This window comes from Halobaculum roseum, assembly GCF_019880245.1.
GTDB lineage: Archaea > Halobacteriota > Halobacteria > Halobacteriales > Haloferacaceae > Halobaculum > Halobaculum roseum.
In genome coordinates, this window is record NZ_CP082286.1 from 820764 (window position 1) to 834562 (window position 13799).

At 69.9% G+C, this 13799-nt stretch carries 17 protein-coding genes; 11 read left to right on the top strand and 6 right to left on the bottom strand.

Annotated elements, in window-relative coordinates:
• Window positions 1-14 precede the first annotated feature (14 nt).
• Complete coding sequence (locus K6T36_RS04160) at window positions 15-986, bottom strand: PLP-dependent cysteine synthase family protein (RefSeq protein ID WP_222922724.1); 972 nt, start codon at window positions 984-986, stop codon at window positions 15-17.
• A gap of 167 nt (window positions 987-1153) precedes the next feature.
• Between K6T36_RS04160 and K6T36_RS04165 the strand changes: the two genes are divergently transcribed.
• A complete protein-coding gene (locus tag K6T36_RS04165; RefSeq protein WP_222922725.1) occupies window positions 1154-1525 on the top strand; it encodes a TlpA family protein disulfide reductase in 372 nt (123 codons plus the stop codon).
• A 177-nt stretch (window positions 1526-1702) separates the two neighbouring features.
• On the opposite strand, the gene K6T36_RS04170 is transcribed toward K6T36_RS04165, so the two are convergent.
• Together K6T36_RS04170 and cyaB are read right to left on the bottom strand one after the other, a co-directional pair.
• Window positions 1703-2917, bottom strand: coding sequence for a methionine adenosyltransferase (locus K6T36_RS04170; protein ID WP_222922726.1), 1215 nt, complete (start codon window positions 2915-2917; stop codon window positions 1703-1705).
• A gap of 60 nt (window positions 2918-2977) precedes the next feature.
• Window positions 2978-3562: a class IV adenylate cyclase gene (gene cyaB, locus K6T36_RS04175; RefSeq protein WP_222922727.1), complete on the bottom strand. Its 585-nt coding sequence runs from the start codon at window positions 3560-3562 to the stop codon at window positions 2978-2980.
• Window positions 3563-3710: 148 nt separating this feature from the next.
• Between cyaB and K6T36_RS04180 the strand changes: the two genes are divergently transcribed.
• The 6 genes from K6T36_RS04180 to K6T36_RS04205 all read left to right on the top strand — a co-directional run bounded on the left by K6T36_RS04180 (window position 3711) and on the right by K6T36_RS04205 (window position 8100).
• Entirely contained in the window at window positions 3711-4724 is a 1014-nt protein-coding gene (locus tag K6T36_RS04180) for an FKBP-type peptidyl-prolyl cis-trans isomerase (protein ID WP_222922728.1), read from the top strand.
• A gap of 75 nt (window positions 4725-4799) precedes the next feature.
• Window positions 4800-5060: a DUF8049 family protein gene (locus tag K6T36_RS04185; protein ID WP_222922729.1), complete on the top strand. Its 261-nt coding sequence runs from the start codon at window positions 4800-4802 to the stop codon at window positions 5058-5060.
• 76 nt (window positions 5061-5136) lie between these two features.
• Window positions 5137-5538, top strand: coding sequence for a YlbF/YmcA family competence regulator (locus K6T36_RS04190; protein ID WP_222922730.1), 402 nt, complete (start codon window positions 5137-5139; stop codon window positions 5536-5538).
• A 125-nt stretch (window positions 5539-5663) separates the two neighbouring features.
• The gene (locus tag K6T36_RS04195) at window positions 5664-6368 is read left to right on the top strand and encodes a MinD/ParA family ATP-binding protein (protein ID WP_222922731.1); all 705 of its coding nucleotides are present in this window, start codon (window positions 5664-5666) and stop codon (window positions 6366-6368) included.
• A gap of 37 nt (window positions 6369-6405) precedes the next feature.
• The gene (locus K6T36_RS04200) at window positions 6406-7032 is read left to right on the top strand and encodes an RAD55 family ATPase (protein ID WP_222922732.1); all 627 of its coding nucleotides are present in this window, start codon (window positions 6406-6408) and stop codon (window positions 7030-7032) included.
• A gap of 48 nt (window positions 7033-7080) precedes the next feature.
• Window positions 7081-8100, top strand: a complete 1020-nt coding sequence (locus K6T36_RS04205; protein WP_222922733.1) for a sodium:calcium antiporter — start codon at window positions 7081-7083, stop codon at window positions 8098-8100.
• Between the two features lie 2 nt (window positions 8101-8102).
• On the opposite strand, the gene K6T36_RS04210 is transcribed toward K6T36_RS04205, so the two are convergent.
• The gene (locus tag K6T36_RS04210; RefSeq protein ID WP_222922734.1) at window positions 8103-9095 is read right to left on the bottom strand and encodes a PhzF family phenazine biosynthesis protein; all 993 of its coding nucleotides are present in this window, start codon (window positions 9093-9095) and stop codon (window positions 8103-8105) included.
• 111 nt (window positions 9096-9206) lie between these two features.
• On the opposite strand from K6T36_RS04210, the gene dph2 reads away from it, so the two are divergent.
• A complete protein-coding gene (gene dph2, locus K6T36_RS04215; RefSeq protein WP_222922735.1) occupies window positions 9207-10244 on the top strand; it encodes a diphthamide biosynthesis enzyme Dph2 in 1038 nt (345 codons plus the stop codon).
• A gap of 54 nt (window positions 10245-10298) precedes the next feature.
• On the opposite strand, the gene K6T36_RS04220 is transcribed toward dph2, so the two are convergent.
• A complete protein-coding gene (locus tag K6T36_RS04220) occupies window positions 10299-11345 on the bottom strand; it encodes a hypothetical protein (RefSeq protein WP_222922736.1) in 1047 nt (348 codons plus the stop codon).
• Between the two features lie 104 nt (window positions 11346-11449).
• Here K6T36_RS04220 and K6T36_RS04225 point away from each other — a divergent pair, with 104 nt between their 5' ends.
• A complete protein-coding gene (locus K6T36_RS04225; RefSeq protein ID WP_222922737.1) occupies window positions 11450-12010 on the top strand; it encodes a DUF8173 domain-containing protein in 561 nt (186 codons plus the stop codon).
• Window positions 12011-12063: 53 nt separating this feature from the next.
• Here the strand turns inward: K6T36_RS04225 and K6T36_RS19040 are convergent, their stop codons facing one another.
• The gene (locus K6T36_RS19040) at window positions 12064-12198 is read right to left on the bottom strand and encodes a hypothetical protein (protein ID WP_264084007.1); all 135 of its coding nucleotides are present in this window, start codon (window positions 12196-12198) and stop codon (window positions 12064-12066) included.
• A gap of 150 nt (window positions 12199-12348) precedes the next feature.
• On the opposite strand from K6T36_RS19040, the gene K6T36_RS04230 reads away from it, so the two are divergent.
• Window positions 12349-13200 (top strand): MBL fold metallo-hydrolase, encoded by an 852-nt coding sequence (locus K6T36_RS04230; protein WP_222922738.1) that lies wholly within the window; start codon window positions 12349-12351, stop codon window positions 13198-13200.
• Between the two features lie 122 nt (window positions 13201-13322).
• Complete coding sequence (locus tag K6T36_RS04235) at window positions 13323-13769, top strand: universal stress protein (protein WP_222608191.1); 447 nt, start codon at window positions 13323-13325, stop codon at window positions 13767-13769.
• The last annotated feature ends 30 nt before the right edge of the window (window positions 13770-13799 follow it).

The following is a 13799-nucleotide window of genomic DNA, read 5'->3' on the forward strand; positions in this document are numbered from 1 at the left end:
CGCCGTCGGCACCTTCAGTCGTACAGTCCGGCCGACATGTACCGTTCGCCGGAGTCCCAGAACACGGTGAGCACCAGCGGGTCGTCGCCGGCGACGCCGACGCCGTCGTCCGAACGCGGTTCCCACCCGTCGACCGCCACATCGCGGTAGCCGGGGTCCTCGCCCGCGGCGAACGCCTCGGCCACGTCGCGGGCGCGGAGGTTCGAGCCACCGGAGGACTGCCCGACCAGGATGCCCTCCTCGCGGGCGAGTCGTCGGCACTCGACCTCGGCCTCGTCGAGTCCGACGGTGAGGACGCCGTCGAGCAGGTCCGTGTCGAGGTTCGGGCTGACGAACCCCGGTCCCATCCCCTGAAACGAGTCGGTCTCGGGCTCGCGACCCGACAGCACCGCCGAGTCCTCGGGCTCGACGGCGACCACGTCCATTCCGGGGAACTCCTCGCGCAGGCGGCGGCCGATCCCCGAGATCGTCCCGCCGGTGCCGACGCCGGCGACCAGCGCGTCCGGCTCGCGTCCGTCGAGTTGGTCCAGGACCTCGACGCCGGTGGTCTCGTAGTGCGCCTCGGGGTTCGCGCCGTTCTCGAACTGCCGGAGCTGGACCATCCCCTCGGCCTCCAGCTCGTCGGCCCGTTCCTTCGCGGCGTCGATGCCGCCGTCCACGAGTTCCAGGTCGGCGCCGTAGGCGGCCATTATCCGCCGCCGTTCCTCGCTTTTCGAGACCGGCATCACGACGGTCACGTCGTACCCCTTCGCGGCGCCGACCATCGCGATGCCGATGCCGGTGTTGCCCGAGGTGGGCTCCACGAGCGTGTCGCCCGGCTCCAGGGTTCCCTCGGCCTCCGCGCGCTCCACCATTCGCAGCGCGGGGCGGTCCTTCGCCGACCCCCCGGGGTTGCGCGACTCCAGCTTGGCCGCCACGGTCGCGCCGGGCGGCGAATCCACTCGGATCAGCGGCGAGCCGACGGTGTCGAGTACCGAATCGTCCATGCCCACGCTACTCACGTGACGCCTAAATGCTCCCGAGTCAGCGGCAAGCCCTCGGGCGGTCGTCGCGCACGAACGCGCGGCGGCACTACCGGGTGCACCGACGGCGACCGCACGCCGGATCTGCCGGCGGCGTCGCGCTTAACCCGGCGTGTGACCCAGAGGCGACCATGAGTACGACGCTTTCGACGATGGATCCCGACGCCGGCGCCGACATCGACCCGGACGTGGCCGCCGCGCTCGGCGCCGACGGGCTGACGTACAGGGTCTGGGGCGGCGACTGGTGTCCCGACTGCACGGGGCAGCTCCCGGAGTTCGCTGCCGCGCTCGACGCCGCGGGCGTCTCCGCCGACCGCATCGAGCAGTACCCCGTCGAGAAGGTCGACGGCGAGAAACAGGGCCCGGGAATGGAGGAGTACGGCGTCGAGTACATCCCGACCGTGATCGTTTTCGACAAGGAGGGCGAGGAACTCACTCGGTTCGTCGAGTCGGCCGACACGGACATCGCGACGTTCCTCGCGCGCGAACTCGCGGCCGACTGAGATCACGACGGTCGGAGTCCCTCGGCGCCGAACCTTCTTATCCGAGAACGGCACCAGCCACCGCGTGGTCTGACGACGACCGCGCGACGGAGGGCGAAACTCCCGGCGACGCCGCCGCGCGCGACGGCTGTCGCCGGGTGTCAGCCAAACTCGACGGGGCGTGAGCGACGGCGTCGGTTAGAACGTCGTGATCTCGCCGTCGATGACGCGCCGGGTCACGTCGGTGACGTTCGCGAGGCGCTCGTCGATGATCGCGGTCGCCTCCTCCTCGATGTCCTCGACAGCAACGGCTTCCTCGGTGACGACCTGCGCGTCGGCGACGTGGGGCTGGTCGATGGGACGGCCGATCTGCGACAGCAGGCGGACCTGCAGGTCGCGGATGCCGTCGACCTCCTCGACGACGGCCTCCGCGATGTCCGTCGAGAGGAGGTTGTAGATCTTCCCGATGTGGTTGACGGGGTTCTTGCCGGAGGTCGCCTCCATGCTCATCGGTCGGTTCGGGGTGATGAGGCCGTTGGCGCGGTTGCCGCGGCCGACGGAGCCGTCGTCGCCCTGCTCGGCGGAGGTCCCGGTCGTCGTGAGGTAGATGGACCCCTCCTCGAGGTCGTCGGCGGTGTTCACCTCGACGTGTACCTCGCGGTCGGTGTGCTCCTCGGCGAGCCCGGTGACGAACGCCTCCACCAGTTCTGTCGCCTCGCGGTACTCGTCGATGTCGTCGATGTAGGCGTCGACCATCGCGACCGCGACGGTGATGTCGATCGTGTCGCCCTCGCGCTTGCCCATGATCTTGATGTCCTGCCCGATCTCCGGGTGGTCGGCGCCGTACGCGCCGTTCAGTTCGCGCTCGGCCTCGAGGACGATCCGCTCGGTCTCGGTGAGCGGCGCGTGGCCGACGCCGAAGGAGGTGTCGTTCGCCATCGGCACCTGCGCGCCGTCCTCGCCGAAGACGTCCTGGAGGTCGCCCGACCCCTCGCCGAGCTTCACGTCGACGACGATGTCGGTTCCGACCTCCAGCTCCGGCAGCGCCTCTCGGAGGTACGCGCGGGCGGATTCGAGCGCGACGCGGCCGACTGGCAGCGTCAGCTCTCGCCCGTCCTCGGTCTCGTACTCCTTCGTCGCGCGGCCGACGATGAGCACGTAGATCGGGTCGACCACCTCGCCGCCCCCGTAGGAGGGTGCCGCGTTGCCGGCGACCAACTGCGTCTCGTCGGTGTTGTAGTGGAGCACGTGGCCGACGCGGTCGAGATACAGCTGCGAGAGGCCGCGCGAGACCGCCTCAGCGATGCCGTCGCAGATCGAGTCGGGATGGCCGATCCCCTTTCGCTCGACGATCTCAACCTCCTGGTCCTCGACCGCCCGCCGGTCGAGTTCGGAGACCTGAATGTTCCTCATTGGTCGGTCGGAGGATTCCGGTCGCAGTATAACTTGCGGAAAGAGTTCGTGTGTGAGGGATTACTCCGGGGTATCGTTTGGCATATCTTGCGACCGAAGCAGCAGTCCGAGGTACGAGGTCCGGATCTGATCGTCGGGATCGAGCCCCAGATCGCGGAGGACCGCGTAGGCGCCCTCGCGGGCCGGCTCGATCTCCGATTCGGCGGCCTCGCGCTCCACCTCGACGAACTCGCCGACGCCGGCCACGTCGTCGAGCGTGACGGTGTAGCCGTCGAACTCGAAGAACTCGCGGTCCTTCTCGACGGTCGCCGCGGGCGAGAAGCCGAGCCCGCCGAGGATACCCTCGGCCGCGTCGCCGTCGGCGACGGCCGTCTCGAACTCCTCGCGCGTCTTCGATTCGGCCTCGACGAGCGGGCCCTTGTAGGTGACCTTCGTCTCGGCGCCTCCGCCGCCGTCGTTCGCGCCGTCGGCGACGGTTTCGCGCCTGATCCGGAGCGCCTCGTCCGTCTCGGCGAAGTCCCGATGGGGCGCGTCGTAGTAGGTGTCGACCTGTCGAACGCGCCGGGTTCCGGTCGCGTCGAGGTCGACGAGCCGATCGCGAACGGCGTCGTGGTCGGCTCGCACCTTCACCTCCACTTCGTACATGCGACGGCGGTGGGTGCGGCCGCGCAAAAGGATGGCGCGTCCGCCACGTCGCCCTCGGCCGACCGCGGGCCGATCCCGCCGTCGTCTCGGAGTTCGGGCGTCCGACCGAAACGTGACTGTTAAGAAGCGCACGAGCGACGGTGCGCACATGAGCGAAGAAGAGCAGGCCGAGGCGGCAGACGCCGCCGACGCCGGCGATGAGGCGAGCGAGGACGCGGTCGACACCGACGAGTCCGACGACGGGATCCAGAACGGGGACTTCCTCCGGCTGGACTACACCGTTCGGACCGTCCCCGGCGAGGACGAGGAGGAGGGCCGCGTGGTCGACACGACCCACAAGGAGGTCGCCGAGGAGGCCGGCATCGACGACGACGAGTACGACTTCTCCCCGCGCATCATCGTCGTCGGCGAGGGCCACGTGTTCGCGTCCGTCGACGAGGACCTGGTCGGCCGCGAGGTCGGCGACTCCAACGTCGTCACCGTCCCCGCCGAGGAGGCGTTCGGCGAGTTCGACCCCGACGACGTGCGCACCGTCAGCGCCGAGAAGATCCCGGAGGACGACCGCTACCCCGGCGCGCAGGTCACCATCGACGGCGAGCAGGGCTACGTCGAGACGGTCATCGGCGGGCGCTCGCGCGTCGACTTCAACCACCCGCTCGCGGGCGACGACCTCGAGTACGACTACGAGATCCTCGAGCTCGTCGACGACGACGAGGAGAAGGCCGCCGGCCTCATCGGCATGTACCTCCAGGAGACCCCCGAGGTCCGCATCGAGGAGGAGACCGTCGAGGAGGAGGTCACCGTCGAGGCCCACGAGGACGAGGAGACCGGCGAGGTCGACCGCGAGACCGAGCTCCAGGAGGTCGACAAGCGCACGCTGTACATCGAGGCGACGCCGATGATGCAGATGAACCAGCAGTGGATGTTCTCGAAGCAGCAGATCGCCCAGGACATCATGGGCCGCCTCGACCTCGACCGCGTCGTCGTCGAGGAGGTCATCGACGGCTCCGGCGGCATGATGGGCGGCATGGGCGGCATGATGGGCGGCATGGGCGGCATGGGCGGCGGCGACGTCGAGGAGGCGCTCGACGACGTCGACATGGACGACATGGACGTCGACGCCGACGAGCTCGTCGAGGAGCTCGAGGACGCCGAGGAGTAACCCGCTCGCGCGTTCGCCGGCGGTCGCGCCCGCGAACCGACACCGATTACTTCCGGTTCACCGTTCCACCGATAGATGGATCTCAGCGACGCGCGCGAGGACCTCGCCGTCGCCGGCGCGGCGGCCCTGGGGGCGGTCGTGCTGACGGTCGGACTGGACCTGCTCGGGGGCGTCGCGGTGTCGACCCCCGCGAGGGTCGCCCCGCTGGTCGTCTACTTCGCGTACCTGTTCACCCGCAAGGGCGGCCCGTACGCCTCGTTCGACACCCCGCGCAACTGGACCGCGTTGGTGGTCGCCGTCACCGTCGCGGCCGGCGCCTACGCGGTCGCGACGTGACCCCGTCGCCGGCGCGCGAGCGCTCGCACGCGTCCCCAGCCGCGGGGCTTAACAGCGGGCGATACCAAGGCGGGCTATGAGCATCGAGACCGACGCGCCCGAGGCGGCCGCGGCCGACGACTCGGTCGAAGCCCTCGCGACGGAGTTGGGCGACGCCATCGCGGACTCGCCCGCGTACCGCCGCTTCGAGGAGGCGAAGGCGGCCGTCCAGAACGACGAGGAGGCGCAGGCGCGTATCTCCGAGTTCGAACAGCTCCGCCAGGAGTTCGCGATGGCCAAGCAGGCGGGCCAGGCCGACCAGGAGACGATGGAGAAGGTGCAGGCCGCACAACAGGAACTCCACTCGCTGCCGGTGATGCGGGAGTACGTCGAGGCGCAGGACGAACTGGAGGAGCGGCTCGAAGCGCTGAACCGGGCGATCTCCGACCCGCTGGCCGTCGACTTCGGCGGCAAGGCCGGCGGCTGCTGTCACGACTGAGGCGACTGCCGTCACGACCGAGCCGGCGACGCTGCTGGCAAGATCACCTTCTCACCGCGTGGCGGCCTACCCTGCTCTGCCCCACGAACGCGAGTATTGAAACCCGATAGCGACCCAGCCGCCCCATGCTCGCGGTCACCGGCGGCAAGGGCGGAACGGGAAAGACGACGACGGCGCTCGGCCTGGCTCGCGCGTTCGGGGCCGACGGAACGGAGACGGTCGTCGTCGACGCCGACTGGGACCTGCCGGATCTGGGCGCGATCGCCGGGGTTGAACGCAGGATCGCGTACCCCGACGGCGACGCCGCTCGATCGCCCCTGGCGGCCGCGGTCCCCGACGCCGACGGAGCGAACGTTCGGGTCCTCCCGGCGCCGACGGCCCCACGCGAGCGGGACGTTCGGGAATCGCTGCGGCGGATCGCCGCGGCGACACCCGAGGCGACGCGGGCGGTCGTCGACTGCCCCGCGGGCGCCGCCGCGGACGCGGTCGCGCCCCTTCGGGTCGCCGAGCGAGCGATACTCGTGACGGAAGCGTGTGCGCCCGCGCTGCACGACGCCGCGAAGATGGCCGCGGTCGCCCGGCGACTGGGAACGCCGGTCGCCGGTGCCGTCGTGACCCGATCGACCGTCGTCCCGCCGGGCGTGCGCGACCTCCTCGGGTGCCCGCTCCTCGCGCGGGTGCCGAGCGCGTCGTCCCCGACCGCCCGGAACGAGAGCACGAACGGGTCCGAACCCGTGCTCGGGGACGAGCGGGTCGCCGGGGCGTACGAGCGGGCCGCGGACGCACTGACGCGGGCGGATCCGGACGATCCCGTCCCGACACGGGCGTGAGAAACGGTTATGTCGCGTCGGTCCGTCACCGGATCGCATGGCGGATCGCCTCCCGACCGGGATCGACGTGCTCGACCGTCGGTTCGACGGCGGGATCCCGGCCGGGAGCATCGTGCTGTTCTCGGCGGACCCGGCGAGCCAGTCGGAGCTGCTGCTGTACGAGCTCACGGCCGCGCGGGGGACGCTGTACCTCACGACGCTGCGCTCGGATCAGGCGGTGTCGGACGCGATCGATCGGACGAAATCACGGGTGGGGACGCCGACCGTCCGCGACATCGGCGGCGACGCGCCACTGGACGCGGCGAACCGGCTCGTCAGCGCGCTCCCGGAGAACGCGAACCTCATCGTCGACGTGGCCGACCCGCTGGAGCGGGCCGACCGCTCGCGATACCGGCGCTTCCTCACGGAGCTGCAGACGGCGATGGTCAACACCGAGAGCGTCGCCTTCCTCCACGCGATGAAGCGCGACGACGAGCCGAGGAACCGTGCGATGACCGAACACGTCGCCGACGTGGTGTGGGACCTCGACACCCAGGTACGCGGCTCCGACGTGGTCAACAAGCTCGCCGTCCCGAAGTTCCGCGGCGGCCGCGCGCTCGACGAGACGGTGAAGCTGAAGCTGGAGGAGCAGGTCGCCATCGACACCTCCCGCGACATCGCCTAGGCGTCGCGTACCGGTTCGGTTTTCATTCCGGCGCGCCCGCTCGCGGGTATGGTCTCGCTGCTCCCCGCGATCGCGCTCGCGGTCGTCGGCACCGCCGTCGTCTGGGTCGCCGGCGGCCGGCTCGAATCCGCGAGCGAACGGCTCGGCGCCCACTACGGGCTTCCCGCCGTCGTGCAGGGCGCCGTCATCGCCGCCGTCGGATCGTCGTTCCCGGAGCTGACGAGCGTCGTCCTCGCGGTGTTGCTGCACGGGAACTTCGACCTCGGCGTCGGCGCCATAGTCGGATCGGCCGTGTTCAACATCCTCGTCATCCCCGGCTGGAGCGCCCTCCGCGGGCGGGGGCTGCGGGCCGACCGCGACGTCGTGTACAAGGAGACGCAGTTCTACATGCTCGCGGTCGCCGTGCTGCTGCTCACGTTCTCGCTGGGCGTGATCTACGCGCCGCAGCCGACGACGAACGGGCTCACGTCGACGCTCACGCGACCGCTGGCGTTGATCCCCCTCGCGTTGTACGCGGTGTACCTCTTCATCCAGTCGCAGGACGTGTCCGACTTCGAGGCCCCGGAGGTGAACGACGTGAACCCCGTCCGCCAGTGGCTCCTGCTTGCGGGCTCGCTCGTCGCCATCCTCGTCGGCGTCGAGGCGCTCGTGCAGGCGGCGATCTCGCTCGAGACCGCGCTCGGCGTCCCGTCGACCGTCTGGGGGCTCACGGTCGTCGCCGCGGGGACGAGCCTGCCGGACACGGTCGTGTCGGTGCGCGCCGCGGAGGCCGGCCGCGGGCCGACGAGCCTCGCGAACGTCCTCGGCAGCAACACCTTCGACCTGCTCGTGGCCGTTCCCGTCGGGGTCCTGCTCGTTCCGGGCGGAACCGTGGCGTTGGACTTCGGCACCGCGGTCCCGATGATGGGCTTTCTCACCGTCGCGACGCTGGGCTTCCTCGTCGTCACGCGGACCGACCTCGAACTCGACCGGCCCGAGGCGGTGTCGCTGCTCGGGCTGTACGCCGTCTTCCTGATCTGGATGGTGCTGGAGACGCTCGGGGTGACGGCGCTGGTTCCGGGCGTGTGACCCTACAGCAGCCGTCCCTGCGCGACCGGGACGACCGACCCGCCGACCTCGACACGGGGGTCGCCGTCCGCGTCGCGCTCGGCGCGCAGGCGAAGCCGCGAGGGACGCCCCAACTCGTACCCCTGCTCGACCGTCGCGGCGACCGATCCGTGGCCGAGGTACCCGCGTTCGAGTAGCCACCCGGCGAGACAGCCGGCGGCCGACCCGGTCGCCGGGTCCTCCGGGACGCCGGCCCAGTCGGCGAACACCCGCGCGTGGAGGTCGCCGCCGTCGACGCCGCCGCGGGCGAACGCGAGGACGTTGTGCCCGCCGTACTCGTCGATGAACTCGCCGTACGCGGGCTCGGTCGTGCTCGCGCGCTCGACCGCATCGAGCGAGGCGAGCGGGACCACGAGCGTCGGAAGTCCAGTCGAGACCGCCTGTACGGGGTACTCGTCGTCGATATCGGCGGGGTCGAGCCCGAGCACGGCGGCGGCGACCTCGCCGGGAACCGTTTCGCCGAACTCCGGCGGGATCTGGCGCATCCAGTACTCCTCGGGGGCGTCGTCGCCGGCCGGATCGGTGTCGTGGTCGCCGTGGTCGTCGCCGTCCCCGTTGTCGCCAGCCTCGCCCCCCTCGACCCACACGTCGATCGGACCGACGCCGAGGTCCAGGGTGAGGCGGTCGGTCGAGCCGTCGCCGACCAGTTCCCGCAACACTGCCGCGGTGCCGAGCGTCGGGTGGCCGGCGAAGGGGATCTCCTCGGCCGGGTCGAAGATCCGCACGTCGCGGCCGGCGTCGGTCGTCCCGCCGACGAACGTACACTCCGAGAAGTTCGTCTCGCGGGTGAGCGCGAGCGCCTCGTCGGCGTCGACGTCGGCGGCGTCGTGGAACACGGCGAGCTGGTTGCCGGTGAATCGCTCGTCGCCGCGGGTGAACACGTCCACAACGTGGAACGTTTTTCCACGGGAGGACGGCGTCCCGCCGTCGACCGAGTGGAACCGGTGGCCGGTCATGTCGACGACTGCGGCGCGGAGCGGTAAGGGCATATCGGCGGCGTGACAGCCGTTCTCGCGCGGCTTCCCGGAGCGCGCCGCTTAACCGGCTCCGGTAGTTATCGGGGTGCAATGAGCCAGCGGAGCGAGGGCGACCTCACCAAGACGGGGATGTCGCTCAAACACGACCGCGAGTGGGACTACGAACTCGACCGAATCGTCGAGGCGGTCGAGGAGCGCGACGCCGACAAGGTCGGCCTCCAGTTCCCCGAGGGGCTGAAGCGCCGCGCGCCCGCGGTCGCCGACGATCTCCGGGAACTGACCGAGGACGTGACCTACCTCATCTCGGGGCAGCCCTGCTACGGCGCCTGCGACCTCGACACCTACCTGATGCGGCGCTGCGACGTGTTCGTCCACTTCGGGCACTCGCCGATGAAGGAGTCGGACAAGATCATCTACGTCCCCCTCTTCTCCAACGTCGACCCCTTCCCGATCATGGAGGAGTCGCTGGCGAAACTCGAGGATCCGGAGGACGACCCCGACGTGGGGCTGGTGACGACCGCCCAGCACATGAACCTCTTCGGCGACATGGTCGACTGGCTGGAGGAGCGCGGCTACGAGGTCCACACCCGCCGCGGCGACGACCGCCTCACCCACGAGGGGCAGGTGCTCGGCTGCAACTACGCCAGCGCCGACATCGACGCCGAGCAGGTGCTGTACGTCGGCGGCGGGAAGTTCCACCCGCTCGGACTGGCGATGGAACACCCCGAGAAGACGGTCGTCATCGGCGACCCCGTCAACAACGTCGTGACGGTCGCCGACACCGAGAAGTTCCTCAAACAGCGCTACGGCGCCGTCCACCGCGCGATGGACGCCGACACCTTCGGCGTCATCTTCTGCACGAAGATCGGGCAGGGCCGCTGGGATCAGGCCGAGGAGATCGTCGAGAACAACGACAACGCCCACCTCATCACGATGGACGAGGTGACGCCCGACCGTCTCCGCAACTTCGACTTCGACGCGTTCGTCAACACGGGCTGCCCGCGGATCACCACCGACGACGGGCCGCGCTTCCACAAGCCGATGCTCACCCCCGGCGAGTACGAGATCGCCGTCGGGAACAAGCCGCTCGAGGACCTGGAGTTCGACACCTTCCACGGCACCTGGTAAGCGCGAGGGGGTCGATCACCCGCTCGTCGTGTCCGGTTTCGTCTCCGTTTTCGCCTACGTCTCTGTCTCCGTCTCCGTTTCCGTCTCCGTCTCCGTCTCCGTCTCGAGTTCTCGTGCCGTCACGCGATAGGCCGTCCCTCGAAACCGGAACGTCCACGGGTCGTTCACGCCGAACGGCGGGACCGTGCCGTTCGGCTCGACGAGCCGGACCGTGTCGACGCCCGGTTCGAACGCCGGGAGCGTCTTCCGGAGCCGCGGGTCCCGAACGATCTGCTCCGGGATCCGTCGCTCGGCTTCCGGGTCGTCGGCGCGCTCAAGGACGAACACGCACGGCCGTGTCTCCGCCGTGGACTGCACGTCCGTCCGGACGGTGACCGTCGACCCTCCGCGGCTCGTCTCCGTCACGGAGTCGGCGAGTGTCACCGTCAGCGGATCGCCATCGAGGACGAACCGGACCGCCAGCCCGGTCGACTCCCGATAGTCCTGTCCCTCGAACCATCCGTCCGTCTCGAACGCGTACGTCCCGCCGCCGAGTCCGCCGATCGTCACTGACTCGCTCCCCTGGGGTCCACCGTACTGTGAGTCCGGGAGGGAGCGATCCACGTCCACGGTGAGGCGCCACGCGTGCTCCGATCCGGGAGAGAGAATCGACAGCGGTTGAGGAACGATCTGCGGGGCGACGTAATACCACGAGCCGTCGACCCGCTTCCAGAGCCCCCAGTTGTACGGGTTGTAGGCGAACGGGAGGTCGCTGTCGTTCACGAGCGAGAACCCGAACGTCGCCTCCGGGAGCGACCCCGACCGGCGATCGACCGCCAGCCTGACGGGACTGTCCGGGCGCTCGTCCCCCCACCAGACGACCCGGACGACATCGTCGTCGAACGGCGGGCCGCCGGCCTCGTCGGAGGGAACGCCGATCTCGGGGTAGTCGACGGGCGTGTCGGTCGAGGTATCGGTCCCGTGGTCGGCTGAGTCGGTCGCCGTCGCGGTATCGGTCGCGTCCGCCGTCTGCGACATCGCGGTGTCGGCCCGGTCGTCGGCCGGTGCGAGACAGCCGGCGGTCGCCAGCCCCAGCGACGCGAGGAGGGCACGTCGGTGCACGTCGGAGGGTCTCCGCTCCCCAGTAAGTGTCTTCGGGTGGACACGACGAGATCCGCCGACCGAGTACCGCAACCTATTCACTACGGGCGACACCTTCGCCGACGATGCCCTCCACACGCACGGCAGGCAGAGCCGTCGGCGCGCTGGCGGCGCTCGCGTTCGTCGGCGTCGCCGCCGCACAGTACAGTGACCCCCGCACGTCGCTCGATCTGACGACCCGGATCGGCGTCCAGTTCGCCGTCGGGTTCGTGATCAACCTCCTCCTCGGGGGCGCGTTGGTGGCGTTGAGCCCGGGGTACGCGGACCGCAAGCTCGACCAGTTCTCCTCGGACCCAGGTGAGACGATCGTCTGGGGCCTCATCGTCGGTATCGGGGTCCCGATCGTGCTGGTGATACTCGCGTTCACGATCATCGGACTCGTGATCACCATCCCCGGGGTCCTGATCCTCGCGGGCGTCGGGATCGTCGGGTCGGCGGTGATGGTCGTGGTCGTCGGCGACGCCGTCACCGAGGGTGGAGCCGCCGGTACGACCGTCCTGGTGGGCGCGCTCGTTCTCGCGCTCCTCACCGCGATCCCGTTCGTCGGCGGACTGATCAACTGGCTGGTCGGCCTACCCGGTATCGGGATGGTCGGCCACGACCTCTATCGAGGCTGGAAAAACTGAGACCGCACCCGTCGTGACGGGGAGGTCGACGGGGCGATCCGACCGTCCGCCGGTCAGTTCGCCCGGATCTCGAACGTCTGTGCGTCGACCAGGTCGACGCACTCCGCGATGTTGTCGCGCATCGCCGCGAACTCCAGCGTCCGATGAACGCTCGTTTCCATGTCCCCCATGTCGGTGTTCTGTGCCATATGCTTTCGGGGCATGGTACCACGGGTGATAGTTATCAGGCCGCTTCCGCCGGTTACTCGGTCCCAACCGGGCCGGCGGGGGAGTTCCGCCCGCCCCTCGGGCGGGTCCGAGGCGACAGACCTTACCGCTCATGCTCGGAAGCGACGGCCATGAGTGACGCGAGCGACCCGCAGATCACGTCCGACTGGGGCGACTGGCTCCCGCGAACGATCGAGGCCGCCGAGCCCGACGGCGTCGCCGTCTGGTACCTCGGCTGCAACGGCTTCGTCCTGAAGGGCGCTGACGAGACGAGCCTCTGGATCGACCCGTACGTCGGCCTCGGCGACCCGCCGCGCACGGTCCGGATGATCCCGGTCCCGTTCGACCCCCACGACGTGTACGACGCCGACGCGGTGTTGGCGACCCACGAGCACACCGACCACACGCACGGGCCCTCGCAGGCGCCGATCCTCGCGAACTCCGGGGCCGACTTCTACGCCGCCGACGACTCCCTCGCAGTCACTGACGAGGAGCGCTGGACCGACAACTGGGAGGTCGACGACGACAAACTGGTCGAGATCGAGGAGGGCGATTCGTTCTCCGTCGGCGGCTTCGATGTCGATGTCGTCCGGGTCAGCGACGCCGACGCGACCCATCCAGTCGGCTACGTGATCCGGTACGGCGACGTGACCGTCTTCCACGGCGGGGACACCAAGCCCCACGACGGGTTCGCCGACCTCGGCGCCGAGTACGACATCGATCTGGCGGTCGTCGCGTTCGGATCCGTTGGCCGCGTCCCGGACAAACGGACCCGCGAGCCCCAGCGCACGCGCTGGTACTGCGACGAGAACCAGGCCGTCGAGGTCGCGGAGGCGCTGCGGGCCGACCGCATGCTCCCGAGCCACTGGGACATGTGGAAGGGGCTGACGGCCGACCCGACCGCGCTCCACGAGCACGTCCGCGGCTTCGAACACCCCGAGCGCCTCGACATCGTCGAGGTCGGCGACCGGATCGATCTCTGAGGAACAGTCGCGGTACGGTCGCGCAACGGTCGCACAACGATCAGAGTCCACCGTCCGTTCCGGCGTGGACGATCCCTCCTGAACCCTCAGGATTTTTTATCCCCTCGCGACAGTCCATCGGTATGGATCACGCGCTCGCAGTCGTCGGGCCGACCGAGACCGCAAAGACGCTGACCCGCGAGGCGGGCGAGCTAGCCGCCGGCGTCGACGCCGACCTCACGCTGTTGCACGTCGCCGACGAGGACGAATACGACGAACAGCGCAAGCAGCTCGCGGAGGTCACCCGCGGCGACTCCACCTACAGCGTCGGGCAGGCGGTCGAGGGCGCGCGGGCGTACGCCGCCGACATCGGTCGCGAGGTGCTGGAGGACGTGGACATCGACTACGAGGCGGTGGGAACGGTCGGCGACCGCGCCGAGACCGTCCTCTCGGAGGCGCGCAAGCGCGGCTGCGACCACGTCTTCATCGCCGGACGAAAGCGCTCGCCGACCGGCAAGGCGCTGTTCGGCGACGACACCCAGCGCATCATCCTCGACGCGGAGAAGCCGGTCACCGTCGTGACCGAGTAGTCGACGACCGTCGCGGCGACCTGCCCGGCG

What these genes read in the sequence shown, in the direction of transcription:
- K6T36_RS04165 (WP_222922725.1), top strand. Translation starts at nt 1,154, where the DNA reads ATGAGTACGACGCTTTCGACGATGGATCCCGACGCCGGCGCCGACATC.
- dph2 (WP_222922735.1), top strand. Translation starts at nt 9,207, where the DNA reads ATGAGCCAGCGGAGCGAGGGCGACCTCACCAAGACGGGGATGTCGCTC.
- K6T36_RS04225 (WP_222922737.1), top strand. Translation starts at nt 11,450, where the DNA reads ATGCCCTCCACACGCACGGCAGGCAGAGCCGTCGGCGCGCTGGCGGCG.
- K6T36_RS04185 (WP_222922729.1), top strand. Translation starts at nt 4,800, where the DNA reads ATGGATCTCAGCGACGCGCGCGAGGACCTCGCCGTCGCCGGCGCGGCG.
- K6T36_RS04160 (WP_222922724.1), bottom strand. Translation starts at nt 986, where the DNA reads ATGGACGATTCGGTACTCGACACCGTCGGCTCGCCGCTGATCCGAGTG.
- K6T36_RS04235 (WP_222608191.1), top strand. Translation starts at nt 13,323, where the DNA reads ATGGATCACGCGCTCGCAGTCGTCGGGCCGACCGAGACCGCAAAGACG.
- K6T36_RS04230 (WP_222922738.1), top strand. Translation starts at nt 12,349, where the DNA reads ATGAGTGACGCGAGCGACCCGCAGATCACGTCCGACTGGGGCGACTGG.
- K6T36_RS04180 (WP_222922728.1), top strand. Translation starts at nt 3,711, where the DNA reads ATGAGCGAAGAAGAGCAGGCCGAGGCGGCAGACGCCGCCGACGCCGGC.
- K6T36_RS04200 (WP_222922732.1), top strand. Translation starts at nt 6,406, where the DNA reads ATGGCGGATCGCCTCCCGACCGGGATCGACGTGCTCGACCGTCGGTTC.
- cyaB (WP_222922727.1), bottom strand. Translation starts at nt 3,562, where the DNA reads ATGTACGAAGTGGAGGTGAAGGTGCGAGCCGACCACGACGCCGTTCGC.
- K6T36_RS04205 (WP_222922733.1), top strand. Translation starts at nt 7,081, where the DNA reads ATGGTCTCGCTGCTCCCCGCGATCGCGCTCGCGGTCGTCGGCACCGCC.
- K6T36_RS04210 (WP_222922734.1), bottom strand. Translation starts at nt 9,095, where the DNA reads ATGACCGGCCACCGGTTCCACTCGGTCGACGGCGGGACGCCGTCCTCC.
- K6T36_RS04195 (WP_222922731.1), top strand. Translation starts at nt 5,664, where the DNA reads ATGCTCGCGGTCACCGGCGGCAAGGGCGGAACGGGAAAGACGACGACG.
- K6T36_RS19040 (WP_264084007.1), bottom strand. Translation starts at nt 12,198, where the DNA reads ATGGCACAGAACACCGACATGGGGGACATGGAAACGAGCGTTCATCGG.
- K6T36_RS04190 (WP_222922730.1), top strand. Translation starts at nt 5,137, where the DNA reads ATGAGCATCGAGACCGACGCGCCCGAGGCGGCCGCGGCCGACGACTCG.
- K6T36_RS04170 (WP_222922726.1), bottom strand. Translation starts at nt 2,917, where the DNA reads ATGAGGAACATTCAGGTCTCCGAACTCGACCGGCGGGCGGTCGAGGAC.